This window comes from Staphylococcus simulans (assembly GCF_047037175.1).
Classification (GTDB): domain Bacteria; phylum Bacillota; class Bacilli; order Staphylococcales; family Staphylococcaceae; genus Staphylococcus; species Staphylococcus simulans_C.
The window spans coordinates 2379212-2405361 of the sequence record NZ_CP178241.1; the positions used below are offsets into that span (position 1 = coordinate 2379212).

The 26150-nt window shown below is 35.4% G+C and carries 22 protein-coding genes; 19 read left to right on the forward strand and 3 right to left on the reverse strand.

The window, feature by feature from the left end:
* The first annotated feature begins 194 nt into the window (after window positions 1-194).
* The 4 genes from ACFCT9_RS11505 to tagD all read left to right on the forward strand — a co-directional run bounded on the left by ACFCT9_RS11505 (window position 195) and on the right by tagD (window position 3702).
* On the forward strand, window positions 195-998 hold the full coding sequence (locus ACFCT9_RS11505) for an ABC transporter permease (protein ID WP_412519427.1): 804 nt from the start codon (window positions 195-197) through the stop codon (window positions 996-998).
* A 74-nt stretch (window positions 999-1072) separates the two neighbouring features.
* Window positions 1073-2164: a teichoic acid glycerol-phosphate primase TarB gene (gene tarB, locus ACFCT9_RS11510; protein ID WP_412519428.1), complete on the forward strand. Its 1092-nt coding sequence runs from the start codon at window positions 1073-1075 to the stop codon at window positions 2162-2164.
* Window positions 2161-3219 carry a glycosyltransferase family 2 protein gene (locus tag ACFCT9_RS11515; RefSeq protein WP_412519429.1) on the forward strand — a complete coding sequence of 353 codons (1059 nt, stop codon included), beginning with the start codon at window positions 2161-2163 and terminating at the stop codon, window positions 3217-3219. Before tarB ends, ACFCT9_RS11515 begins: the two co-directional genes overlap by 4 nt.
* An 84-nt stretch (window positions 3220-3303) precedes the next feature.
* Entirely contained in the window at window positions 3304-3702 is a 399-nt protein-coding gene (tagD, locus tag ACFCT9_RS11520) for a glycerol-3-phosphate cytidylyltransferase (RefSeq protein ID WP_002481425.1), read from the forward strand.
* Between the two features lie 77 nt (window positions 3703-3779).
* Here tagD and pbp4 read toward each other — a convergent pair whose 3' ends face one another.
* The gene (pbp4, locus tag ACFCT9_RS11525; RefSeq protein ID WP_412519430.1) at window positions 3780-5069 is read right to left on the reverse strand and encodes a penicillin-binding protein PBP4; all 1290 of its coding nucleotides are present in this window, start codon (window positions 5067-5069) and stop codon (window positions 3780-3782) included.
* 227 nt (window positions 5070-5296) lie between these two features.
* Between pbp4 and ACFCT9_RS11530 the strand changes: the two genes are divergently transcribed.
* From ACFCT9_RS11530 to ACFCT9_RS11560, 7 genes are all read left to right on the forward strand, one after another.
* Entirely contained in the window at window positions 5297-7027 is a 1731-nt protein-coding gene (locus ACFCT9_RS11530; protein ID WP_412519432.1) for an ABC transporter ATP-binding protein, read from the forward strand.
* Between the two features lie 305 nt (window positions 7028-7332).
* Complete coding sequence (locus ACFCT9_RS11535) at window positions 7333-8562, forward strand: NupC/NupG family nucleoside CNT transporter (protein ID WP_412519434.1); 1230 nt, start codon at window positions 7333-7335, stop codon at window positions 8560-8562.
* Between the two features lie 461 nt (window positions 8563-9023).
* Window positions 9024-9809 carry a YitT family protein gene (locus tag ACFCT9_RS11540; protein ID WP_412521674.1) on the forward strand — a complete coding sequence of 262 codons (786 nt, stop codon included), beginning with the start codon at window positions 9024-9026 and terminating at the stop codon, window positions 9807-9809.
* Between the two features lie 294 nt (window positions 9810-10103).
* Complete coding sequence (locus ACFCT9_RS11545; RefSeq protein ID WP_412519435.1) at window positions 10104-10910, forward strand: ABC transporter ATP-binding protein; 807 nt, start codon at window positions 10104-10106, stop codon at window positions 10908-10910.
* Window positions 10911-11094: 184 nt separating this feature from the next.
* Window positions 11095-11595 carry a hypothetical protein gene (locus ACFCT9_RS11550; protein WP_412519437.1) on the forward strand — a complete coding sequence of 167 codons (501 nt, stop codon included), beginning with the start codon at window positions 11095-11097 and terminating at the stop codon, window positions 11593-11595.
* Window positions 11596-11920: 325 nt separating this feature from the next.
* Window positions 11921-12988, forward strand: coding sequence for a hypothetical protein (locus ACFCT9_RS11555; protein ID WP_412519439.1), 1068 nt, complete (start codon window positions 11921-11923; stop codon window positions 12986-12988).
* Between the two features lie 227 nt (window positions 12989-13215).
* Window positions 13216-14244 carry an alpha/beta hydrolase gene (locus ACFCT9_RS11560; RefSeq protein ID WP_412519441.1) on the forward strand — a complete coding sequence of 343 codons (1029 nt, stop codon included), beginning with the start codon at window positions 13216-13218 and terminating at the stop codon, window positions 14242-14244.
* A gap of 169 nt (window positions 14245-14413) precedes the next feature.
* On the opposite strand, the gene ACFCT9_RS11565 is transcribed toward ACFCT9_RS11560, so the two are convergent.
* Window positions 14414-14920 carry an N-acetyltransferase family protein gene (locus ACFCT9_RS11565; RefSeq protein ID WP_412519443.1) on the reverse strand — a complete coding sequence of 169 codons (507 nt, stop codon included), beginning with the start codon at window positions 14918-14920 and terminating at the stop codon, window positions 14414-14416.
* Between the two features lie 207 nt (window positions 14921-15127).
* Here ACFCT9_RS11565 and ACFCT9_RS11570 point away from each other — a divergent pair, with 207 nt between their 5' ends.
* The 6 genes from ACFCT9_RS11570 (at window position 15128) to ACFCT9_RS11595 (ending at window position 21614) form a co-directional block, all read left to right on the forward strand.
* Window positions 15128-15808: a response regulator transcription factor gene (locus tag ACFCT9_RS11570; RefSeq protein WP_412519444.1), complete on the forward strand. Its 681-nt coding sequence runs from the start codon at window positions 15128-15130 to the stop codon at window positions 15806-15808.
* Window positions 15795-16838, forward strand: coding sequence for a sensor histidine kinase (locus ACFCT9_RS11575; protein WP_412519446.1), 1044 nt, complete (start codon window positions 15795-15797; stop codon window positions 16836-16838). Before ACFCT9_RS11570 ends, ACFCT9_RS11575 begins: the two co-directional genes overlap by 14 nt.
* 92 nt (window positions 16839-16930) lie before the next feature.
* The gene (locus ACFCT9_RS11580; RefSeq protein ID WP_412519448.1) at window positions 16931-17692 is read left to right on the forward strand and encodes an ABC transporter ATP-binding protein; all 762 of its coding nucleotides are present in this window, start codon (window positions 16931-16933) and stop codon (window positions 17690-17692) included.
* Window positions 17682-19580 carry an FtsX-like permease family protein gene (locus tag ACFCT9_RS11585; protein WP_412519450.1) on the forward strand — a complete coding sequence of 633 codons (1899 nt, stop codon included), beginning with the start codon at window positions 17682-17684 and terminating at the stop codon, window positions 19578-19580. Before ACFCT9_RS11580 ends, ACFCT9_RS11585 begins: the two co-directional genes overlap by 11 nt.
* A 395-nt stretch (window positions 19581-19975) precedes the next feature.
* Entirely contained in the window at window positions 19976-20593 is a 618-nt protein-coding gene (locus ACFCT9_RS11590) for a DUF47 domain-containing protein (protein ID WP_412519452.1), read from the forward strand.
* A 13-nt stretch (window positions 20594-20606) separates the two neighbouring features.
* Entirely contained in the window at window positions 20607-21614 is a 1008-nt protein-coding gene (locus ACFCT9_RS11595) for an inorganic phosphate transporter (protein WP_412519454.1), read from the forward strand.
* A gap of 227 nt (window positions 21615-21841) precedes the next feature.
* Here the strand turns inward: ACFCT9_RS11595 and ACFCT9_RS11600 are convergent, their stop codons facing one another.
* A complete protein-coding gene (locus ACFCT9_RS11600; protein WP_412519456.1) occupies window positions 21842-22636 on the reverse strand; it encodes a LysM peptidoglycan-binding domain-containing protein in 795 nt (264 codons plus the stop codon).
* 362 nt (window positions 22637-22998) lie between these two features.
* Between ACFCT9_RS11600 and ACFCT9_RS11605 the strand changes: the two genes are divergently transcribed.
* Together ACFCT9_RS11605 and ACFCT9_RS11610 are read left to right on the forward strand one after the other, a co-directional pair.
* Window positions 22999-23628, forward strand: coding sequence for a Bax inhibitor-1 family protein (locus tag ACFCT9_RS11605; RefSeq protein ID WP_412519458.1), 630 nt, complete (start codon window positions 22999-23001; stop codon window positions 23626-23628).
* A gap of 276 nt (window positions 23629-23904) precedes the next feature.
* Window positions 23905-26079 carry a helix-turn-helix domain-containing protein gene (locus ACFCT9_RS11610; RefSeq protein WP_412519460.1) on the forward strand — a complete coding sequence of 725 codons (2175 nt, stop codon included), beginning with the start codon at window positions 23905-23907 and terminating at the stop codon, window positions 26077-26079.
* The last annotated feature ends 71 nt before the right edge of the window (window positions 26080-26150 follow it).

The window sequence follows — 26150 nt, forward strand, 5'->3', positions numbered from 1 at the left end:
ATTTTACCATTTCTTGAAGAATTGGTCATTATTTTCGTTATCAAAGTCATTTCTTTGCCATTAGTAATGAAAATTATTCCATTCTATATTATAATTACGTATAATGTTGAGATGGATATATTTCAAGCATAGAGAAAAAATTACATAAGTATATGTAATGAAATGCGCAAATCGTTTGAAAGCGTGGTTTGAACATGGGAGCATTAATTACTGTTCTAAAAGAACATATTAAAGGATTTTATTTAGTCCAAAGGTTAGCACAATTCGAGTTGAAAATTGCTAACCATAACAACTATTTAGGTATGGCGTGGGAATTGATTAACCCGCTTATCCAAATTTTAGTCTACTGGTTCGTGTTCGGATTCGGGATTCGTACGAACGCACCGGTTGATGGGATACCTTTCATCTTCTGGATGCTTGTCGGTATCAGTATGTGGTTCTTTATCAACCAAGGAATTTTAGATGGGACACGCTCGATTGTATCGAAATACAATCAAGTGGCGAAAATGAATTTCCCATTATCGATTATTCCAACTTATACCGTAACCGCAAAATTATATGGACATTTAGCATTACTCGGGATTATTATTATTTTCTGTATCGCTTCTGGTATTTATCCAACGATACATATTATCCAATTATTCTTATACGTACCATTCGCGTACATTGCGACGAGTGCTGTCGCTCTTTTAACGTCGACACTAGGCGTATTGATTCGTGATACACAAATGATGATGCAAGCGCTCATGCGTGTGTTATTCTATGCATCACCTATTTTATGGGTCGCGAAGCCAGGTTCGATTGTACAAAAGATTTTGATGTTGAATCCGATTTATTTCATCGCAGAATCTTACCGTGCAGCAGTACTATATCATAATTGGTACTTCATTGATCATTGGCAATTAGCACTTTATAACGTATTTATTGTCGTATTTATATTCTTTGTAGGTTCAATTCTGCACATGCGCTACAGAGATCAATTTGCAGACTTTATGTAAGATTATTTAAGAGTAAACTCCAAGCATGTTTTCGCGTGTTTGGAGTTTTTTTACAATAAGCAGAGGTGAAAAACATGAGACAAGTCATCAAGAAGCTGTACTTAACCATTATCAAAGTATGTAATACCTTGTGGTTTAATAAGAAAATAGACAATAACCATATTGTGTTATTTATGAGCTTTAAAGAGGATGTTTGGCCTTTAATTCAAAGGTTCCACCAAGACGGTTACCGCTTAACAGTGATTGGCAAAGCAGAAGATCAAGCACACGTCACACAGTTGGACGGAATCCATTATGTCATCAACAATAATAAAAATGTCATTGCACAATTAAAAGCCTTGGCTACTGCTCAAGTGATATTCATTGATAACTATTACTTGTTAATGGGCGGATATCGCAAGAAGAAAGGGCAGACGGTGATACAGACATGGCATGCGGCAGGGGCTTTGAAATACTTTGGGCTGAAAGACCACGCAGTCGATTTATCTAATAAGAAAATGGTGGATCAGTATTTAAGTGTTTACAATGCGACAGATCGTTATCTCATCGGCGGAGACCCGATGGAGATTTGTTTCAGAAACGCATTCGATGCAAAACCAGATCAGATGTTACGCTTTGGTTTGCCTAGAATGCAACAGTACTTTACAGTTAATATAGAACAACAACAAGCAAAATTGAAAGCACACTATGGTATTAAAGATAAACTTGCCGTTTATGTTCCGACTTATCGCGAACATCATGCTGCGAATAGAATGATTGATAAACAGCACTTTGAACAAGAGTTGCCAGGTTATACAATTATTAATCAATTACATCCAGCTGTACGACAAGGCAGTACTTCTGATATTGAGACGCAGCATTTGTTTATGATGGCGGATGTCATTATTACAGATTACAGTTCGCTCGCGATTGAAGCGAGTTTATTGAATAAACCGGCACTCTTTTATGTTTATGACCAAGCAGAGTATGAAGCAGAACGCGGCTTAAATCATTTTTACTGGCAAATTCCTGAAAATTATAAAGCCTATAATGAAACGGACTTGCTGCATAAGTTAAAAGAAGGTTTAGAATATTATCCGCCGCTGTTTAAAGAATGGCATGATTACAATACAGATGAGACTTTAAATCAAATATCAAATTATATAAAAGAATTGGTGAAACAATGAAAATTTCTATTATTATTCCAGTTTATAACTCAGAAGAAGTGATTAAGAAAGCAGTCAGCTCCATTGATACGAAATATGATCATGAGATTATTTGTATCAATGATGGTTCGACAGATGGCACATTAGAAGCACTTGAAACGCTCCAAAAAGAAAATAAGCACGTTAAGATTATCAGTCAATCTAATAAAGGCGCAGCCGCTAGTCGTAATGTAGGATTATCGCATATTACAGGCGATGTCTTTATGTTTTTAGATGCTGATGATGAATTCTTGCCGAGCCGCATCGATGTGATGGCACGTCGTTATGAACAAAACGATGATGTTGAAATCGTAATCGGGCAAACAGGCCGTGATTATCATGGGGAATGGCGTACTTTCCCAACGCATGAAGAAATTAAAAAAGATGAAGTGGTCAATTTAGCACAATGTCCAGCGATGCTGCAGTCGATTGGACCAAGAGACAAGATGTTTAGTGCGCGCTTTAAAGATTTACGCTTTGACGAAGATATTGTCTTCTGTGAAGAACATACCTTTATGGCACATGCCTTTAACCAAGCACATGATATTCAACTATTGCCAGATATTATTGCGGGTTATAATGTGCGAGAGAACTCTATTACAGCACGCAGTGTTGAACGTTTCTTTGATTATATGCATGATGCGTATATTGTGCGTGGACGTGTCATGGATTACTTAAGACTTCGCAATGTTCAACAATATTACAGCTATCGCATGGATGAATTGATTGTCAGCTATATGCTTCAAGCCTATGTGACTGAAAAACCAAAAGTGACACAAGAACTCCTAGATACAGTTATTCAATATATTGAAGGTATGCAGAAGACACATTATGACGGCGATGCTTTATTTAGAATTGTTAAAGTGATGGAAGGCGGCTGTAAAGGCTGGTCGTTACATTATTACAGACAATGGCGTGAAACACTGAATAAAGTCGGTATCGGACGTCCAAATTATTTAGCGTTCAAAGCACAGTTGGTACCTAAACAAACGGCATTTAGAGGGCGTGCTGCTTTAAAAAGTGCGTTGAAAAAATAAAAGCTTATATGGGATTTGTATGAATTAAAATCTGAAATGTGTTAAATTTTACAGTAGCTTAAAATTGTGAAGGAGGGTTTAAATTTGAAGAGAGTTATTACGTACGGTACATATGACTTATTACATTATGGTCATATTGAATTACTGAGAAGAGCAAGAGAAATGGGAGACTACCTGATTGTGGCACTCTCTACAGATGAATTTAACCGCATTAAAAATAAAAAATCTTACTACAATTACGAACAACGTAAAATGATGTTAGAATCCATTCGTTATGTAGACTTAGTTATCCCTGAGGATGATTGGGGTCAAAAAGAACGAGATGTTGAACGTTATGATGTAGATACATTTGTGATGGGTCATGATTGGGAAGGCGAGTTCGACTTCCTAAAAGACAAATGCGAAGTGATTTACTTAAAACGTACAGAAGGTATTTCTACGACGCAAATTAAAAAAGAATTATATGGCAAAGATGCCAGATAAAATGAAAAACAGAGATATTGCCGTCAATGCTTTGACAGCGACATCTCTGTTTTTGTGTTCTATTTATATGATTGACTTTATTTTTTGCGGCTGAATGCTGAGAGTATCTTAAAAATGATATATGCGACCACAGCAACAATAAATGCGGCGCCTAAACTTGTCAGAATCGGATGAGTATTCCATGAAGATTCCGCAATGGTAGTGGCTTTATGCATCAATGGACGTTGAACGTCTACTGTTGGCGGACCATAATTTTTAGAGATAAATTGTCTATCATAATCAATGTGTAATTTGCCATTTTCTATTACGAACTTATAATCATCTGGTTTGAAATTGCTTGGTACGACATCATATAAGTCTTTTTTCACAAAATACGTTTTATTGTTGATTTTGTGTTCGCCTTTTGACATGACTTTCACGTATTTATATTGTTCAAATGAGCGATTGATTAAGCTGTTGCCCATTTTATTGCGTTCTTTGTCTCCGCCTAAGTGTTTGAAGTCACCTGCACCCATGATGGCTTGATCAATACGGAAACCATCGCGTTTGGTACTTAAAGTATGGTTATAATCTGCGATATCACTAGAGCCGGTTTTTAATCCATCGGTTCCTGGTAAGCTTAATTCAGAGCCTTCAAGTGACCAGTTGAATGTATAATACGTGACACCGTGTTGTGTAGGTGCGATTGCTTTGGTGAATTCAAGTACTTTAGGTGTATCTTGGACTACGCGTTGCGATAAAATAGCGAAATCTCTTGCGGTTGAGGTACTAGACATCTCGTCTTTATAGCGTTCTGGCGCAAAGCTTTTCAATAAATTGTTTTCAGCACCTGTCGGATTTACAAAGTGTGTATGGTTCATTCCGATAGATTTGGCTTTTTCGTTCATCTTGTCGGTGAAGTCGGATGTTGAATCTGAAACTTCATTTGCTAAGATTAACGCTGCCGCATTACTAGAGGCTGAAACAGTAATTTGAAGTAATTCAGCGATGGTATAAGTTTCACCAGGATATAATTTCGTGTTACTTAATTCAGGAAGTGTTGACATCGCATAGTGTTTATCTGTGATCTTCACTTTATCATTTAGTGAGAGTTTGCCTTCTTTAACAGCTTCTAAAGTTAGATACATCGTCATTAATTTGGTCATTGAAGCAGGATACCATTTCTTATCCATGTGATAATTATAGAGGATTTGTCCAGTTTGGCTGATATTCACTGCGCTTTCTGGTTCGAAACCTTCCCCAATGTTTTGGCCACGCTCGTTTGCGATTTGGACAGGTGATTTGGTTTCAGTGTCTGCATTAGAAAATGGTGTTATAATGGTACTTACGAAGAATATTAACAGTGTCAGTATTACTATCTTTTTCATTATGTATGTTTCAGTCCTTCAACAATAATAATTTCACAGTAAAACTATTTTATCACAAAAGTAGTTTGATACAAGAGAACAAGAAATGTAAGGAACGGCATTAAATTAAGCCGTCAGTCTGACGGTTGTCTGACCGAAGTGTGCTCGGATGTCTAAATGTGTGTGAAATATGGGATGAAACAACGTAAATTGGAAAACATAAAACTATAATTGAGGTAAGCGTGAAAATGAAACAGACTAACAAAAAATCTAATCCACTCTTATTCTTATTGAAGAAACTGACATGGCCCGTCGGTTTAATTGCGATTGCGGTTTCTATTTCTTCCTTAGGGAGCATTAGTGGTTTAATCGTTCCTTTATTCACTGGAAGAATGGTTGATAAATTTACTGGCGCATCTTTTAATATGCAGTTTATTTTAATCTTTATCGCAGTTTTTGCGCTAAATGCGGTTTTAAGTGGTATTGGTTTATACTTACTCAGTAAAATCGGTGAAAAAATTATTTATGCGATTCGTACTGTCGTATGGGAACACATCATTCGATTACGCATGCGTTTTTTTGATGTGAACGAAAGCGGCCAGTTGATGAGTCGTTTAACAGATGACACCAAAGTAATTAACGAATTTGTTTCTCAAAAGTTGCCGAATGTTCTGCCTTCTATTATCACATTAATCGGTTCACTGATTATGTTATTTATTATGGATTGGCAGATGACTTTACTAACGTTTATTACGATTCCTTTATTTGTGATTATCATGATTCCTTTAGGTCGTGTGATGCAGAGGATTTCTACACGCACACAAGCAGAAATTGCTAACTTCAGTGGTTTGCTTGGTCGCGTCTTAACAGAAATGCGTTTAGTCAAAGTCGCAAATACGGAACAAGTGGAACTGGATAAAGCACATGTGAATTTAAAAGAAATTTATAAGCTTGGCTTGAAACAAGCGAAAATTGCGGCAGTCATCCAACCGATTTCTGGTTTGATTATGTTGCTGACAATCGGGATTATCCTAGGTTTCGGTGGGATTCGTATTTCTTCAGGAGCGATTACTGCAGGAACACTTGTTGCGATGATTTTCTATGTGATTCAAATGTCCATGCCACTCGTAAACTTATCGACATTGATGACAGATTATAAGAAAGCTGTCGGTGCCAGCAGCCGTATATATGAAATTATGCAAGAACCGCTAGAAGAGGTTTATTTGCCTACGGGTCAAAAACTGGATAACGGTGACATGGCTTTTGAAGCCGTTTCTTTTGGTTATGATTCAAAAGAAGTCTTACATGATTTGAATTTTGATATCCCGACAGGGAAAGTAACAGCCTTTGTAGGGCCCTCTGGATCAGGTAAGAGTACCATTTTTAATTTAATAGAGCGTATGTATGATGTTACACATGGAGATATTCTTTATAATGGTGTGTCTATCTATCAATTACCGCTGTCAGATTGGCGAAATAAAATTGGATATGTCATGCAGTCGAATGCGATGATGAGCGGTACGATTAGAGATAACATATTATATGGGATTAATCGAAAAGTAACTGATGCTGAATTAATGCAGTATACACAACTTGCTAATTGTCATGACTTTATCATGGATTTTGATGAAGGTTACGATACATTAGTGGGCGAACGTGGTTTGAAACTTTCAGGCGGGCAACGCCAACGTATTGATATCGCGCGCAGCTTTGTGAAAAACCCTGACATCTTATTATTAGATGAAGCAACCGCAAACTTAGATAGCGAAAGTGAAAGAAAGATTCAAGAATCATTAGAGACATTAATGAAAGAACGTACAACGGTAGTCATTGCACACCGACTTTCTACTATTATGAAAGCAGATCAAATCATCTTCTTAGATGGTGGGCGTGTGACTGGCATAGGCAAGCATCATGAATTAATGCAGTCGCATGAAAAGTATAAAGAATTTGTGATGACGCAAAAACTAACAGATTAATGATAAAGGTTGAGACAAACGAAAAAGTCTCAACCTTATTTTTATAATGATTTTGAGATATAGACGAATTATGACAATGGATTTTTAATCAGCGATTTTTCATGTGATTTCTCAAAAATCTCATTCAAAGGTAAGGAATGACATGATATACTAAAAAAGCACTTTAATTTTTTACAATTTGTAAATACGAAAGATCTCAAGTAACAGGCGGACATTGTATGGATTATAGGGAATTAAATCGGGAGGTTATAATTCTATCAGTGTGGACTGGTACATAATTAAATAAAAGAAATGGCGGGTGTAACATGTATTTACTTATCAACATTGTTGGTTTGATTGTATTCTTAGGTATTGCAGTGCTCTTCTCTAGAAATAGAAAAGCGATCCAATGGAAATCTATTGGTATCTTAGTCATTGTAAACTTATTCTTAGCATGGTTCTTTGTCTTCTTCCCATGGGGGAATGCGGCAGTTTCTAAAATGGCAGAAGGTATTGCATGGTTGATTGAATCAGCAAACGCTGGTACAGACTTTGCATTCCACAGTTTTGTAGCTACAAAACAAATGGATATGGCGGTTGCTGCCTTATTCCCAATTTTATTAGTAGTACCTTTATTTGATATTTTAATGTACTTTAATATTTTACCGAAATTCATCGGTTGGATCGGTTGGGCGTTAGCTAAAATTACACGTCAACCAAAGTTCGAATCTTTCTTCGGTATCGAAATGATGTTCCTAGGGAACACAGAGGCATTAGCTGTTTCAAGTGAACAGTTAAAACGTATGAATGAAATGCGTGTCTTAACCATTGCGATGATGTCTATGAGTTCAGTATCAGGTGCAATTGTCGGTGCGTATGTCACAATGATTCCAGGGGAATTAGTTTTAACAGCGATTCCACTTAATATTATCAATGCGATTATTGTTACTTCTATTTTAAACCCAGTAACTGTTGAAGAACGCGAAGATGTGATCTATCACATCCAACAAGAAGGTGTTGAACGTCAACCGTTCTTCTCATTCCTTGGCGACTCAGTTATTAACGCAGGTAAATTAGTATTAATCATTATCGCATTTGTGATCAGTTTCGTTGCTTTAGCTGACTTAATTGACCGCTTAATTCACGTACTATCTGGTACAGTGATTGGTTGGTTTAATGTTAAATTCAGCTTTGGTTTAGACCAAATTTTAGGTGTCATCATGGTACCATTCTCATTATTACTTGGTTTACCATGGAGCGAAGCATGGCCAGTTGCACAACAAATGGCTAAGAAGATTGTTACAAATGAATTCGTAGTAATGGGTCAAATTTCTGATGCAGTTAAATCATATGATCCGCACAGACGTGCAGTTATTTCTACGTTCTTAGTATCTTTTGCGAACTTCTCAACAATCGGTATGATTATCGGGACACTTAAAGGTATTGTTGATAAGAAAACATCTGATTTTGTTTCAAAATATGTACCTATGATGTTATTATCAGGTATTTTAGTTTCATTACTTACAGCAGCATTCGTAGGATTGTTCGCTTGGTAAGCATATAACTAGAAGCGTTGTCTTCGGTCATTATGACTGGAGGCAATGCTTTTTCTTTTTAAACATAATGAAAACAGGTTAATGGATGTGGGGAGACACAAACATTACCTGCTTTCAACGGGAAATGAATTTGATGCACGTAATCAGTAAGGACTAGGTACTGATGGTGCATTCGAGCGAAAATTTTGCTTGTTTATTGTAAACAACACAAAGGAGATAACTTCCTAAATCTCTTGATTAAGGAAGTTGAAATTTATTATAGCAAAGCTTTAACACAAAGTAAACAAAATTTTCAGAATAATTAATCTAATGTGGTCAGGACTGTTATTTGGGGATTTTACATTGTTGGTTCAGATTGGCTATGCTAGTATTTATCTTAACTACACAATTTTATAAGGGGGCGGTTTGATTTGAAACGAAAAACTTGGCGTGACCTTGCGTTAGTCGTATTTGGTTCATTTATGTTCTCTGCAGGGGTTAATACGTTTATTATTTCCGCACAATTAGGTGAAGGCGGGGTAACAGGGTTATCCATCGTATTGTATTATGCCTTCCATATTTCACCGGCTATCACAAACTTTGTGATGAATGCGGTGTTAATTGTCATTGGTTATAAGTTCTTAAGTAAAAGGAGTACGTACTTAACAATTTTAGCGACGGTTTTAATTTCAATCTTTCTAAGTTTAACAGAATCGTGGCATGTGGAAACGGGTAATGTCATTGTCAATGCTGTTTTCGGAGGTGCTTCAGTCGGACTAGGTATCGGCGTGATTGTACTGGCAGGGGGAACAACAGCAGGTACGACTATTCTGGCACGTTTAGCACATAAATATTTAGATGTCAGCACATCTTACGCTTTACTATTTTTCGACTTAATCGTTGTTGCGATTTCATTTACAGTGATTCCAGTGAACAAGTTATTAGTAACGATTATTTCACTATATATCGGTACAAAAGTGATGGAATTCGTAATTGAAGGTTTGAATACGAAGAAAGCGATGACGGTAATTTCAAGTCGACCTGATGAAGTGGCGAAAGTCATTGATCAAAAAATCGGACGCGGGGTAACGATTATTGATGGTCGCGGTTATTTCTCAAAAGAGGATAAAGAAATTCTATATGTTGTCATCAGCAAAACACAAGTTTCAAGAGCAAAACGCTTAATTCGACAAATTGATGAAAATGCCTTTTTAGTGATTCACGATGTACGTGATGTGTATGGCAATGGCTTCTTAGTAGATGAATAATGGACAAGAAATCGAGGCGAAAGTCTCGATTTCTTGCGTTTTGATACATAAGAATTGTTAGGAAATCAGTATAAAAAATGTTATAATATAGCCTATGATAATGATTATCAATTACAAAACGGTAGTTGATAAAAGTATTAAAGCTTTTAAGAAATCATTTTACATGAGTTCATTATAAATCGATGCAATGAGATAAAGTATGGAAACAAATTCTGCGGCATACCTTGAAAAGAGACGGTAGTTTTAACAACTGTATTTAAGGTTCATGTCGTATCCAATGGAGGATGAAGTATATTGACAAATCGTTTGAATGGTCAACGCGTAACAATCGGATATGGGGATCATGTAATTGTTGATAATTTAGATGTAGAAATCCCTGACGGTAAAGTTACGTCTATTATCGGACCTAACGGTTGCGGTAAATCAACATTACTAAAAGCATTATCTCGTCTTTTATCAGTGAAAGGCGGAGAAATTACATTAGATGGTAAGAATATTCATACACAATCTACGAAAGAAATTGCGAAGAAAATCGCTATTTTACCGCAATCACCAGAGGTTGCAGATGGTTTAACAGCAGGCGAATTAGTTTCATACGGCAGATTTCCACATCAAAAAGGCTTCGGTCGTTTAACTGCTGAAGATAAAGCTGAAATTGATTGGGCGCTTAAAGTAACAGGTACGTATGACTTTAAACATAGAGCAATCAATGATTTAAGTGGCGGCCAAAGACAACGTGTGTGGATTGCGATGGCTTTAGCGCAAAAAACAGATATTATTTTCTTAGATGAACCGACAACGTATTTAGATATCAGCCACCAATTAGAAATTTTGGAATTAGTTCAAGAATTGAACCGTGAACAAGGTTGTACCATTGTTATGGTGTTACACGATATCAACCAAGCAATCCGTTTCTCAGATCATTTGATTGCGATGAAAGCAGGCGAAATCGTATCGAGCGGTGATACACAAGAAGTCTTAACGAAAGATATTTTAGAAAGATGTTTCAATATTGATGCTGAATTAAGTACAGACCCGCGTACAGGTAAACCGATGTTGGTCACATACGATTTATTGTGCAAACATTATTCAAAAGTATAAGACGTTGTAATTGAGCGATAAAGAGCAGCATCACAAAACTAACATCGATGCATCAACATGTCCTCAAGGTGTCATATCATAAAATTTTGTTATAGGTTATAGTTATTAATGTGAAATCCAAAAAAATATGGTAAACTAATATTAATTGTAGATAAAATCTGTTCAACAATAGGAGGACATTGGCATGAAAGATTTAATCAAGCGACATGTCTTAAACGGCGAATTTGAATCTGTGAAACGATTAATGTCCGAATCAGATTTTATGGAATTTGAAGAACATTACATTTCAAGTGCGCATGAAGTAGAAAGTGTTATGTTTTATACATGTATCCTAGATATGATCAAAGATGGAGAAACAGCTGAAATGCATGATTTAGCATTCTTACTTCTTGTTTATCCATTAAGTGACTTAGAAGGTGCATTGGATTCTGCGTACTATCATGCAGATGCTTCCATAAAACTCACTGAGGGCAAAGAAGTGAAGAGTTTACTACAAATGTTGTTGCTCCATGCAATTCCTGAACCTGTTATTTCTGATAAAAAAGCTTTCGATATTTCTAAGCAGATCTTAAAATTAGATCCTAATAATAACGTAGCCCGCAATATCCTTAAACAGACAGCGAAACGAATGGATAACGTGGTGGTCAGCATTGATGAACTGAACCAAAATCGTGATGCAAAATAATGAATTTAAATGAATTGAAGGGTATCTCAAACCGAGATATCCTTTTTTATTTTGCGAATAAGAAACTATTATCCATAAGTTTTACTAATGTATATGTTTATAAAGTTTAATGAGTAAATCTATCAAATAGAGGGTAATTTATTGTTGTGTTTGGGTTATTACACTTAAGCGCTATTGCGCACTTGAGTGTTTTATTGTTACTATATACTTTTCATGGAATAAGTAATGACCTTTTTCGAAAAAAACAGAAACAAACGCTATGGATAGTAAGTATTAACGTTGGCAAGCATTGTTTTAATTACACGAGGAGGTATTCAACGTTATTATGACGTTTAATAAAGAAACAGTAAAAATTGGCTTTGCCTATGTCGGTGTAGTCGTCGGCGCAGGTTTTTCAACAGGCCAAGAGGTTATGCAATTCTTCACTGAATATGGCTTATGGGCATATATCGGTGTTTTAATTTCAGGTGTTATCTTAGGATTCATCGGAAGACAGGTCGCAAAAATAGGGACGGCTTTCGATGCTGAGAACCACGAATCAACTTTGGCATATTTATTTGGAAAATACGTTGGACGGATCGTCGACTATATACTGGTCTTCTTCTTATTCGGAATTTCTGTCACAATGATTGCAGGGGCAGGTTCTGCATTCCATGAAAGTTATGGCATTCCGACATGGTTAGGTTCACTGATTATGGTGATTGCCATTTATATTACATTATTAATGGACTTCAATAAGATTGTCCGCGCACTGGGTGTGGTTACGCCATTCTTAATCGTCTTAGTGATTATTATCGCGGGTGTTTACTTATTTAAAGGACAAGTACCATTTAATCAAATTAACGCAGAAATGCCTAAGACAAGTCCGCTTTGGGGCATTATCATGGGAACAGTATACGGCGGATTAGCGTTTGCGGTTGGTTTTAGTACCATTGTCGCAATCGGCGGTGACGCAAGTCGTAGAAAAGTATCAGGTGCCGGTGCAATGTTCGGCGGTATCATCTATACGATTCTATTAGCATTAATTACATTTGCGTTGCAAACTGAATTCCCAGCAATCAAAGACGCGGCTATTCCAACATTGACATTAGCAAATGGTATTCATCCAATCGTAACGATTGTATTATCAATTGTCATGTTAGCCGTAATGTATAACACAATTTTGGGTCTGCTTTATTCATTCGCAGCAAGATTCACAACACCATACAGTAAAAAATATCACATCTTAATTGTGATTATGATGCTTGTCGCTTACGTATTAAGTTTCGTAGGTTTCTCAAGTCTGATCAACTTCTTATACCCAACAATGGGTGTTATCGGACTTGCGATTGTTGTTAGTGTGTTAGTGAAATATTTCAAACGTAAAAAAGAGAATGAACAACATATCGCATAAATTGCCCAATGTGTGACATTTACTAGATATAGCAGAGAATTATGAATAGCGAAGGTCAACTTACTGCTTGTAAGCAGTAATGATAAAAACAATAGGTATAGCGCAGCAGATTTTGCTGCGCTATTTTTCTTGATTTCACCCTTTGAGATGACTTTAAATATAAAGTACAATAAATACAAATTGGAAATTATCTTGCCGATAGAATAAAGAGAGGACTTGGTAATCAAATGAACAGTCGAAGAAAAAAATGGCTGGCAATCGGTGCGATGATCTTCGTGTTGTTAGGCATCGCTGTCGGTGTTGGTATAAAACTCTATATGGATTATCAGCATAAACAAAATATGAAGCCGAAAGTAGCAATCAACAATGATAATGTAAAAGTCTTTAATAACATTACATATAGTAAAGCATTTCCGAAGAGTCAACTCGATATTATTACGCCAGCAGAACTAGATAAAGATGTGAAATTGCCGGTTATCTTCTGGATGCATGGCGGCGGCTTTATCGCAGGCGATAAGCAATATAAAAATCCGCTCTTATCCAAAATTGCAGAACAGGGCTACATTGTCGTAAATATTAATTATGCGCTTGCGCCACAGTATAAATATCCGACACCTTTGATTCAAATGGATCAAGCGGTGAAGTTTGTGAAGCAGAATCCGCATCAATTACCTATTGATTTTACGCAAGTGGTCTTTGGCGGTGATTCTGCAGGGGCTCAACTATCCAGTCAATATACTGCGATTCAAACAGATGAACAACTTAGAAAGGATATGAACTTTAAACAACGCTTTAAACCGAAAAATATCCGTGCGGCTATCTTTTTCGGCGGCTTCTATAATATGAATACAGTAAGAGAAACTGAGTTTCCACGTATTCAACTCTTTATGAGAAGTTATACAGGAACAGAGGAATGGGAAACGGAATTCAGAGATTTATCCGAAATGTCGACTGTGGAACATGTCACTAAAGATTATCCGCCGACATTCTTGTCTGTTGGGGATGCAGATCCGTTCTTCAGTCAAAATAGAGAGTTTGCGCAAGTCTTAGAAGAGGATGGCACGTCAGTGGATACACTTTTCTTTGATGGTTCGCACCACTTAAGACACCAGTATCAATTCCATTTGAATTTACCGGAATCAAAAGAAAATCTGCTTTCTGTTCAACGTTTCTTAAGTAGAAATACCAGCTCAACAACAATTAAGAATCCAGATGAACAATTTGAACCCATTCAGTTAAATCCATACAAAAATTAGAAGATACACGTTTCTAAAAGTATCCAACTAATATAAAAAGAAGTATCGCAAAGGGGTTAGCTTTGTAGATACTTCTTTTTATTATAAGATAATAAGTGGGTTATATGTAAAATGGAAAATGAGAGTAAATAAAAAAACCTGATATGTATGCTGCATATCAGGATATAGACTAGTGTAAGAGTTTAGCCATAACGTATTCACTATAATATTTATTATCTATTTTGAGTTTATCGCGCATTTCGCCCTCAATTTGATAGCCGCCTGATTTGAATAGTTCAACAGCGTGCTCATTTTGCGGGACGACTAATGCTTCTAATCGACGAATGTCATGGTTGTATGCCCATGCATCTACGGCATTTAATAATGATTGTCCAACACCTTTACTGCGGTATTGTGCACGAATACCGATACGCACGCGTGTTTCGTGGCGTGTACGTTCATATTCGCGAGATGTGACAATCGCAAAACCAATCAACTTGCCGTCGATTTCTGCAAGATATATCGTATTTGATGGAGAAGTGATGAAGTGTTCAAGCTGTTGTAATGCACTTGAAAGTGATGGCACATATTCACCAGGACTATACAGCATATAGCTAGATTCATCATAGATATCTTTTAATAAAGCAATATATGCATCTGCATCATTGATACTTATTTCTCTAATCGTATGTTCCATAGACACCCTCCATATTATAAGGTAGTATTACACTGAGTATAGCGTAAATGACGATTGTCTGCATCGTTTTTAGTTTCATTTTACTTTAAAATGATAGAACGCAATGATTGTTAGAGAATCGCACAAAGATAAGTGTAAGATAAAATTTGTGAAATGTAAATGAAATAGTTTTGAAATAGTTTTGAAATAAAAATAATAGGTGATAACATGAAGATTTTGTTGGTAGAAGATGACAAATCCTTATTTGAACAATTAAAGAAAGAGCTAGAACATTGGGATTTGAAAGTGTCTGGTATTGATGATTTTAATCAAGTTATGGAAACTTTTGAACAGCAGCAACCTGAAATCATTATTATGGATGTGGAGCTGCCGAAATATGATGGGTTTTATTGGTGTCGCGAGATACGTAATCAATCGAATGTGCCAATCTTATTCTTATCAGCGAGAGACAATCCGATGGATCAAGTCATGAGTATGGAACTTGGGGCAGATGATTTTATGCAGAAGCCGTTTTATACCAATGTCTTAATTGCGAAGCTTAAAGCTATTTATCGTCGTGTGTATCAATTCAATTTAGAAGAACAACGTATTATCTCATGGGGCGATGTCCAAGTAGATCTTGGAAAAGGTGTGTTAGAAAGAGGACAAGAAACAGCGCATCTGTCTAAAACAGAAATGCTGATTTTAGAAATCTTATTAAAGCATCGTAATCAGATTGTCAGCCGTGATGAGATTATCACAGCGTTATGGGATGATGAAGCGTTTGTCAGTGATAATACGTTAACAGTCAACATCAATCGCTTGCGTAAAAAGTTAGCAGACTTTGGTTTGAAGCATGCGATTGAAACACGGGTTGGTAAAGGATATTTAGCACATGACAATATTTAAACGCATCTCAAATTATTTAATCTCTCGCTTGAATTGGCTTGTTTTGGTTGCGGGATTCCAAGGCTTCCTCGTTATTTTAGCTGTGTTAGATCCAGATTTATCTGTGGAGTCTGTGATGTATGTCATATTATGTAATGTGATTTTCACATGCGTCTTTCTGATCTTTTCTTATCATTACGAAACAGGTTTTAATAAAAAGCTGGCTGAAATGAAGGAAGTAGAAGAACTGAAACATAAAGAAGCGGCTAATACGCCTATGGATGAAGAAGTTTTGAACTATCTATTTGTGATGATTCAAAGACAAAAACAAATCGTATCGAAACAAGCTGTACAATTAAAGGAACATGAACAAAGCTTGACTGAATTTGTGCATGAAATTAAAACCCCGTTGACCGCCTTAAAATTAATGATAGATCATGAAGAAGATACACAACGTCGGAATGCTTTGTTGTTTGAATGGTCCCGCATGAATGAAATGTTAGATCAGCAATTGTATATAGCACGCCTAAGTCAGAAACATCAAGATTTATACTTTGAACAAGTATCGTTAAAACGTATGGTTATTGAAGAGATTCAATTAACACGCAATATCTGCAGACAACGAGGTATCGGATTTGATTTAAATTTTGAAGCGGATGATGATGTCTTTACAGATATGAAATGGTGCAAGATGATGATACGTCAAATCCTTTCTAATGCGGTTAAATATAGTGAAGCGGGTACAGAGATTAGCATTACTTCTAAGCAAATAGAAGGGCATAGTGTGCTTGAAATCAAAGATACGGGGCGCGGCATCCTTTCTCAAGATCTGCCGCGGATTTTTGAACGTGGTTTTACCTCAACTAAACATCGACATGAAACAATATCTTCAGGCTTAGGGTTATATTTAGTGGATCAAATTAAGCGTCCATTACATATACAAGTTACTGTTAAATCAGTTTCAAACGAGGGCACAACGGTAACCTTTGTCTTCCCAAAACAGAACGAAATGTTGGAACGTATGTCTGAAGTGACAAAATCGTCACTTTAAACATGCGTTTTGTCATCTCAAATCAACGACCATCTAATCACTTATGCGTACACTATAAATACAAGTGTTAAAAGAAAAAGGAGCGCAAAAAAATGGAAATTCTAACAGTATCCAATTTAACAAAAGTATTTGGAAATAAGCATGTGGCGCAAGAAGTGCTAAAAGGTATCTCGTTTAAAGTAGACAAAGGTGAGTTTATCTCAATTATGGGGCCTTCAGGATCTGGTAAAACGACGTTATTGAATATGTTAAGTTCCATTGACTATATTACTCAAGGTTCAGTTGAACTTAATGGACATCAATTACAAAATTTAAGCAATAAAGCACTGTCAGAAGTGCGCAAAAAAGAAATCGGTTTTATCTTCCAAGATTATAATTTATTAGACACATTGACAATCAAAGAAAATATTATGTTGCCGTTATCGATTCAAAAATTATCTAAAACAGAAGTGGAAGCACGTTTTGAAGAAGTAACAGAAACATTAGGTATTAGAAGTTTAGCAGACAAGTATCCATCAGAGGTTTCAGGCGGTCAGAAACAAAGGGTTTCTGCAGCGCGTGCATTTATCACACGTCCAGCCATTATCTTCGCAGATGAACCTACAGGCGCATTAGATTCTAAAAGTGCACAAGATCTATTAAGACGATTGAAAACGATGAATGAACGTTTTGATACTACGATTTTAATGGTGACACATGACCCGGCCGCTGCGAGTTATTCAAACCGTGTCATTATGTTGAAAGATGGTCAAATTTATTCTGAGTTGTATCAAGGTGAACGTTCTAAACAAGCGTTCTATAAAGAAATCATTCAAGCACAAAGCGTCTTGGGCGGTGTGTCTTATGACGTTTAAACATATCGTATTAAAGAATTTAAGACAAAACATCAGACATTATGGACTGTATCTCTTTTCATTAATTATGAGTATCTCGCTCTACTTCAGCTTTGTGACGTTAAAATATACGAATGCGATTAATAATAGTGATTCATCAAAATTAATACAAAAAGGCGCAAGTATAGGTAGTGTCGTTTTGTTTATTATCATCATTATCTTTTTAATGTATGTGAACCAGCTCTTCATTAAACAGAGAGATAAAGAACTCGGGCTCTATCAATTGATCGGTTTAACGAAAGCTAATGTTGTGCGTATGACGATGTTAGAGCAATTCGCAATATTTATCATTACAGGTATTATCGGTATGGTTGTCGGCCTGTTAGGTTCAAGATTATTGCTTTTAATTGTGACAAAACTGATGCAGATGAATGAATCTGTACACCTGAACTTTAGTTTACAAGCCGTTATCGCAACGACATTGATGTTAGTGCTTGCATACGTCTTAGTTATTATTCAAAATGCGATCTTTATTAAGAAACGCTCGATATTAAAATTAATGCAGACTCGCCGCACGACGGATGTTAAAACAAATAAAATCACAGTACTTGAAACTATCAGCGGTCTTGTTGGCCTTATTATGATTATTTCAGGTTATGTCTTGGCACTTAATACTAAATCATTAGCTTTAATGGTGATGCCATTCTTAATCTTATTCCTGACAATTTTCGGGGCATATTTATTCTTTAGAAGTACAGTTTCTTTATTGTTTAAGACGTTGAAGAAACGTAAAAAAGGACAAGTTTCAATTAATGATGTCATTTTCACTTCATCTATTATGTATCGTATGAAAAAGAACGCTTTATCTTTAACAATTATTGCGGTAATTTCTGCGATTACTGTGACGGTCCTTTGTTTTGCTGCGATACAAATGAAATTAGCAAAAGAACAACTTAATTTGTTTGCACCATATGATGTGACTTTACAATCAAAACATGATGTAGACGAATATGAAAAAGCGTTAAAAAAACATCATATTGCTTATGACTTAAACTATAAAGAACTAGTAATGATACAAGATCAGAAGAATAATTTATATAATTCACGTATCAGCAATATGATAGGTATGCGTGTCACAAGTGAAAAATATGTCGGAAATGTAGGACTTTCTGATCATACCGCTAAACTCTCACAACCTTTTGGGACAGGCCAATTCTTAAAGTCAATTACAGACGATTCTTTTGTAGAATTTAAAGATAAAAATCAAAAACCACTTGTGCATGTGAAAGTACAACCTACAAACGTGGATACGCGTTTCAGTTTAATGACGTTACGAGGCGGCGTATTGTTAGTCGTGAATGATGAAGATTATCGCTTATTGAAAGAAAAAGCACCAATTCACAAAGACGATCTTTCACCACAATACGGCTTTACTATCAAAGATAAATCTCAAATGAAAGCAGCTGCTAAAGCATTGGATGAAGTGAACCCAGGATATGATACGAGAGAAGAAATAGCTAAGGATAATAGAGAGCATACAGGTATGTTCTTATTCGTTGCAGCATTCTTAGGTATTGCTTTCTTAATTGCAGCAGGTTGTATCATTTACATTAAACAAATGGATGAAACAACAGATGAAATCGATAGCTTTAAAATATTGAGAAAGTTAGGCTATACCCAAGATGACATGCGTCGTGGTTTAAAACTAAAAATTCTGTTTAACTTCGGTCTACCACTGGTCATTGGTTTAGCACATGCGTATTTTGCATCATGGTCATTCTTAAAGTTAATGGGCTCTGATGATCATTCTCCAGTCTTTATTGTCATGGCTGTGTATACATTGATTTATGCTTTATTTGCGGTGATTGCATATATTCATACAAAACGTACGATAAAACAGTCAATTTAGTATAGAAAAGTAAATTAACACCGGAAACTTGAAAGATTGAGTTTTCGGTGTATTTTTTTTAGCAGGAATGTGTAAGAATGGGGAAGTTAGGTAAAATTTTAAGAGAGAGGAAAGTGTCATTTTCCTCGTAGATTTTAGAACTATGGCAAATTTAGCAAAGTGATTGAACATTACAAACATGTCCAAATGTTAAGATTTTGTAAATATAATTGTAGTGGTGTAAATTTTGTGCTATTTTCTTTTTAGGAAGGTAAAATTTATTTGAAGCTAGTGTGAAGATGGTATACATATTAGTTTCAAAAGTACTATACGATTACTTTTTACAATTATATACTTTTGAATTTAAATTTATGAAATGTGATTGAGAAGCAATCGCTGAAAATGGAGGATTTTCAATGTTTAACAAGAAAAAGGATAAGTTCATGGTTAAATTGGAGGAAATGGTATTCAATTTAGATCGCGCAGCTATTGAGTTCGGGAAAATGGACTTTAACACACACCTAGATTTGAAAGCTTATTCTGATAATATTAAAACGTATGAATCGCATGGTGACGAATTAATGCATCAAGTGATTTCAGATTTGAACCAAACGTTCATTACGCCAATCGAACGTGAAGACATTTTATCTTTATGTAACGCAATTGATGACGTTTTAGATGCAATGGAAGAAACATCAGCAATGTTCGAAATGTATTCAATCGAGTACTCAGATGAATACATGGCTGAATTTGTCGATAACATTCAAAAAGCAGTAGCTGAAATGAAATTAGCTATCGGCTTATTAGTAGAAAAGAAACTTTCTCATATGCGTATTCACTCTATTAATATTAAAGAATTTGAAACAAATTGTGACGGTGTTTTAAGACAATCTATTAAACATATCTTCAATAGTGAAACAGATCCAATCACGTTGATTAAAATTAAGGACATCTATGAAGGTTTAGAAAACATTGCAGATAAATGCCAAGCAGTCGCAAATAATTTCGAAACAATTATCATGAAAAATAGCTAAGGAGTAATATAAAATGGATTATATTATAATTATCACTGTAGCTATCGTTATTTTTTCATTGGTGTTCGACTTTATTAATGGTTTCCACGATACAGCGAATGCGGTAGCTACTGCAGTGTCGACAAGAGCACTGACACCAAGACACGCAATCTTTTTAGCAGCGATTATGAACTTTATCGGTGCATTGACATTTACAGGTGTAGCAGGAACGATTACGAAAGACATTGTTGATCCATTTAAATTGCAAAATGGGTTAGTCGTAGTATTAGCGGCTATTTTCGCAGCCATATTCTGGAACTTATTAACATGGTACTTTGGTATCCCAAGTTCATCATCACATGCCTTAATTGGTTCAATTGCTGGTGCAGCAGTTGCTTCTCAAGGCTCATTTTCAGTGTTGCATTTCCAAGGCTTCACTAAAATCATTATTGTGTTGATCGTATCACCATTAATTGCCTTTTGTGTAGGTTTCATTATGTACTCAATTATTAAAGTGGTATTTAAAAATGCAAACTTAACAAAAAGTAACCGTAACTTTAGAATATTCCAGATTTTCACAGCATCATTACAATCATTCTCACATGGTACAAACGATGCGCAAAAATCAATGGGTATCATTACATTAGCTTTAATCGTTGCGAACTTACAAGATGGTAACAATGTTGAACCGCAATTATGGGTTAAAATTGCTTGTGCTGCCGCAATGGGTCTAGGTACTGCAGTAGGTGGTTGGAAAATCATCAAAACTGTCGGCGGTAACATTATGAAGATTCGCCCTGCTAACGGGGCTGCTGCAGACTTGTCTTCAGCATTAACAATTTTCGTCGCATCTTCATTACATTTCCCATTATCAACAACACACGTTGTTTCTTCATCTATCCTTGGTGTAGGAGCTTCTAACCGCATCAAAGGTGTTAAATGGAATACAGCACAACGTATGATTGTCACATGGGTTATTACATTACCAATTTCAGCAGTCGTCGCCGCAACCATTTATTGGATTATGAATATTTTCTTGTAATTGAATTTCAATTCACAAAATAATGAGATATGAACATAGAGTAAGTCAAATACATTAAAAAAGGATCATTTTCAGATATCGAAAATGATCCTTTTTTTATGCCCTTTTCGCTTGATTCATCTTTATAGTAATTGATAGTACCAAAAGAAACACTCTCAGTAGTTAATATGGATTTAAGTGAGTAAGGCAAAATAAAAAGACGATGCGATATCGTCTTTTTAGATTTATTAATGAATGTAGTTATAGCTTGAAGCCATTGAAGCAGGGATTGTACGGTAATCAACAATACCTGGTGGTGTATTATAGTTCATTTCAGAAATTAGAATACTGCCGTCGCCGTTTACTTGTTCTACGTAAGCAACATGGCCAACAGGTCCTTCATAGTTTTGCATGATTGAACCTGCAGAAGGTGTATTGTTTACTGAGTAACCATCCGCTTGTGCATTGTTTGCCCAATGATCGGCGTTCCACCAGTATGTACTGATAGGTTGACCTGTTTCACTACGGCGATTGAATACATGCCAAGTACATTGACCCCAGTCATATAAGTTAGCATGATTAAATGTTGGTGATTGATTTGTTGAAGGTGTTGCAGTTGGTGTACCGCCTGAGCCGCCAGCTGCGCCTGGGATTGATAATTGTTGACCTGGGTGGATTAAGTATCCATTTAAGCCGTTAGCTGAGATAATTGCTTCAGCAGATGTGCCGTATTGATTAGCAATAATATTTAATGATTCGCCTGCTTGCACTGTATGTGTGCCGCCAGAAGTATTAACAGTCGCTCCTGAATTTGAATTTTGACTGCTGCCATTTACTGTAATGACTTGGCCAGGGAATACCATATTATTTGATAAGTTGTTATCTTGTTTAATGCTTTCGATAGAAGTGCCGTATTCTTGTGCGATAGACCAAAGTGATTCACCGGCTTGTACAGTATGTTGTGTCGATGCATCAGCATCTTGTTGAGTAAGCGCTAAGGCCGCACCTGTTGCAACTGAAAATGTAACTGCTAACTTTTTCAAATGAAATTCCTCCTCTATGTTCGGTTCAATGTTTATACATTCGCTTATGATTACTATGTAATACGAATATCAATCATTATTTCTATACTTCCACATCTTATCAAAAATATGCGATGATTTGTCAGTTGTTACGTGCTTGTAATAATTTTTAATAAAACCAGAATGATTAAAAAGTCAGAAAACACCTGACAAAATAGGGAAAAGTTGGAGTTTTGACAATTGCATTGTAATGTTTGTAATGAAAGTTGGAACGATATTAAATAGAAATATGAATGGCTCATAGTCAAGTCAAGAAGTGGAAATAACAAGACACTCTGTGAAATAATAAGAGACGAATCGTTTTAGAAAAGGAGTTGGATAACTTGGTAAATTCAACACATGTTGCCTCAAGATCGAGTGCATACGCGAAGGTATGGCTGTATTTCATGTACTTTTGGATTATATTTGGTATCGGTACATATTTTGGCCAGTATTTGCCTGATGCATGGAGAAGACCGCTTTCTATCGGTCTGACTGTGTTAATTTTGATTTCGCTATTTGTGAATCGTTCGCGTAAATTTGGATTTTTAATTTCTAATATCTATGCGGTTGCTATTGGTTTATTGGCTTATGCCGCTTTCACAACATATATGCAGAATTTAGGACCAGCATTATTTTATAAGAATATCGCGCTTGCAGTTGGCGCATTTATCGCATTTGGGGTGATAGGGTACTTTTTCGTACAAAACGCATCAAGTCTCGGTAAATACTTATTCGGAGTATTAATCGCTTTAATTATCGCGACATTGATTGGCTTCTTTGTGCATAATCCCATTTTCTATACAGTAATCAATGTAGTAGCGGTCGGCTTGTTCTTGTTATATACATTATATGATTTTAATCGATTGAAACGCGGACAGTTCGCACCTAGCGAAATGGGTTTTAATCTATTTGTGAACTTATTGAATATTATTATTAATATTTTAAGTTTAGCTAATCGTTTTAGAGATTAATATCTTTTAGAACAGGACTGGAACAAGTTAAAGATTGTTCCAGTCCTTCATTATATTATATAATCTTGTTATCATTGATAAGAATAGTGCGATTTAATCATACATTACGTAATTTTAAACAACATAAAAATAGTATTAAAATTTAAAATTTGTGTCGAATTGCGTTGTGTGCTAAATTTGAAGAGTATAGTCCTAGAGAAATTACAGGAAGGAATAAAATAAAGAGAGAAGTATCATTACGACTACCAACAGCTTATTTTATTAAAGGTTATGTAAATGAGAAGTAGTATTATTGATTTATATGCAGCTGAAAATTTGCCAGCCAACCGTTGTTATGATGGAGTATTATTACTATGGCCAGTGAACGATACGGCAGAAATCCAGAAATCTGAGCAAGCTGAAACAGTAAACGATGCTGTTCGTCTTATCAATCATAATGAAGTATTTCAAGTTTCTAAAAATACAAAGATGTTGATGATATATATTGCGAGTGATTGGTTCACAGAGAAGGATTTTGCTTTTTTTAATTATTGCTTTAATATCCAAATGGTTCAGTCGAGCAGAAAAATTAAGAAGGCAATGCTGGTCTTATTAGAAAAGTATCTGGAAGAAACTTTAACAGAAAAAATGATTAAACAATATATTAGTGAAATTTGCGATATCTTAATTGAAGAAGCAAGTGTTGAGATTAAACATGCTTCACACAAGTTAGGTGCATCGCTAGATTATAGAGATAAGAAAATTGTAGATTATATCAATGAACATATTGGAGAAAAGCTGACTTTAGAAAGAGTTGCTAAAGAAGTATTTATTTCTCCGACAACACTCTCTTCTTCCTTTTATAAGATATTTAATATGGGTTTCAGAAATTACATTGAAACATTGCGAATCGGATATTCTATAGAAATGTTGATAACGACAGATCGAAAAATTTTGGATATCTCTGAAGAAGTAGGCTTCAGCAATTTCAGTGGCTATTATAGAAAATTTAAACGCCATTTAGATACCACGCCTAATGATTACCGACATAAATCTAAATTAAGTAAAGATTTATGTTATTTAGTACAAGATCAAGACTCTGAAGTAAGTGATGAGGATAAAAAGGTATATTTATCTAAAGTCAAAGATATACTTAATAATTGGACAGAGGATAAAGAAAACATCATTTATGTAGATGATAATAACCTTGTTTATGCACCAGCACATCCCTTCGTCATGACGATTCAAATTCACACAGTTGATGAATTGAAGAAAGTGATGGTTTATCGCAGACACCAAGAGATTTTTGATTTTGATGAAGAAGTGATGTTTTTAATTCATCCAAGTATCCCTCAGATTCATCAGCAGTTTAATTCAAGTGAACTGATTGCGATGTTGGATACGATTCATCAACAGAATATTAGAGTAGCATTTGAACTTGAATCTAAAGACGATATTGACTATGTCAAAAATGAATTATTAAAAACACGTACTTTTATAGAACATCCAGCATACCGGGATTTGAAAAAAGATTCGTCAAAGATTTCAATTACTTTTAGCTTGCAGAACCAAACGCTGAAAGACATCAATATTCAAAAAATGCGACTGAAAGAACTTGGGTTTAATGTCAAATTCAACTTGGATGTGACTAAATTATTTAATGATCCTGAGAAATTTAAAGCATTGGAACTTCCAATGAAGCGTGTGAATTTCGATTATTACTTTATTGATAACGAAAAATTAAAATATCCTTATTTAGAAAAATCTTATTCGACTATGTCAATGAAACAACTGGTTAATCTGAATGCACTGCAAGCAGTCATGAGACAGGCTCATTTAGAAGAACGGAAATATATCTTAATTAATGTGCCGAATAGAAAATTGTTAAATGATGATATGAGCCTTTTAGATAGTACGCCCTTAATGATGTATATGTTTATCCGTTTTTACAGTGTATTATCTGGAATTGGTGTTGATTTATATCAACATTCAGACAAAAATACCGCTTATCTTTTCGATAAAAATGGTTTTAAGACTACCTTATACTTTTTATACAGACAACTTTCAGGTTTTAAAACGTTCTATTTTTATGAAGATGATGCATGTCTGATGACACGTTGTGATGAACACTACAGTATTATTGTTTATGATTGGCGTATTATTGAAAATGAAATGCATGAAGATAACCAAAGTAACCACCGTTTCTATATTGGTTTTAAAGATAAAAGTTCAAGGGATAATTATTTAATAACACGCGAAGTAACAGATTATAAATATGGAAATATCAATGAGATTATTTCACCTCATATTATGTCTGCTTTCAAATGGCCGAAAGATTTTATGCGAAAGATTAAAAATGCCAATAATCCAAAGTTTGATGTGTTTGAACATAATTTTGAAAACAGCACATTAAGTGTTGATGTTGAATACAATTCACTTCAGTTGATTTCTTTGTATAAAACAACGAATTAAATTGAAAGATTTAAAAGTGAGATGTATTTTATGCAATTCAATTTGTTGTACTTAGGAAAATTGCAAAGACA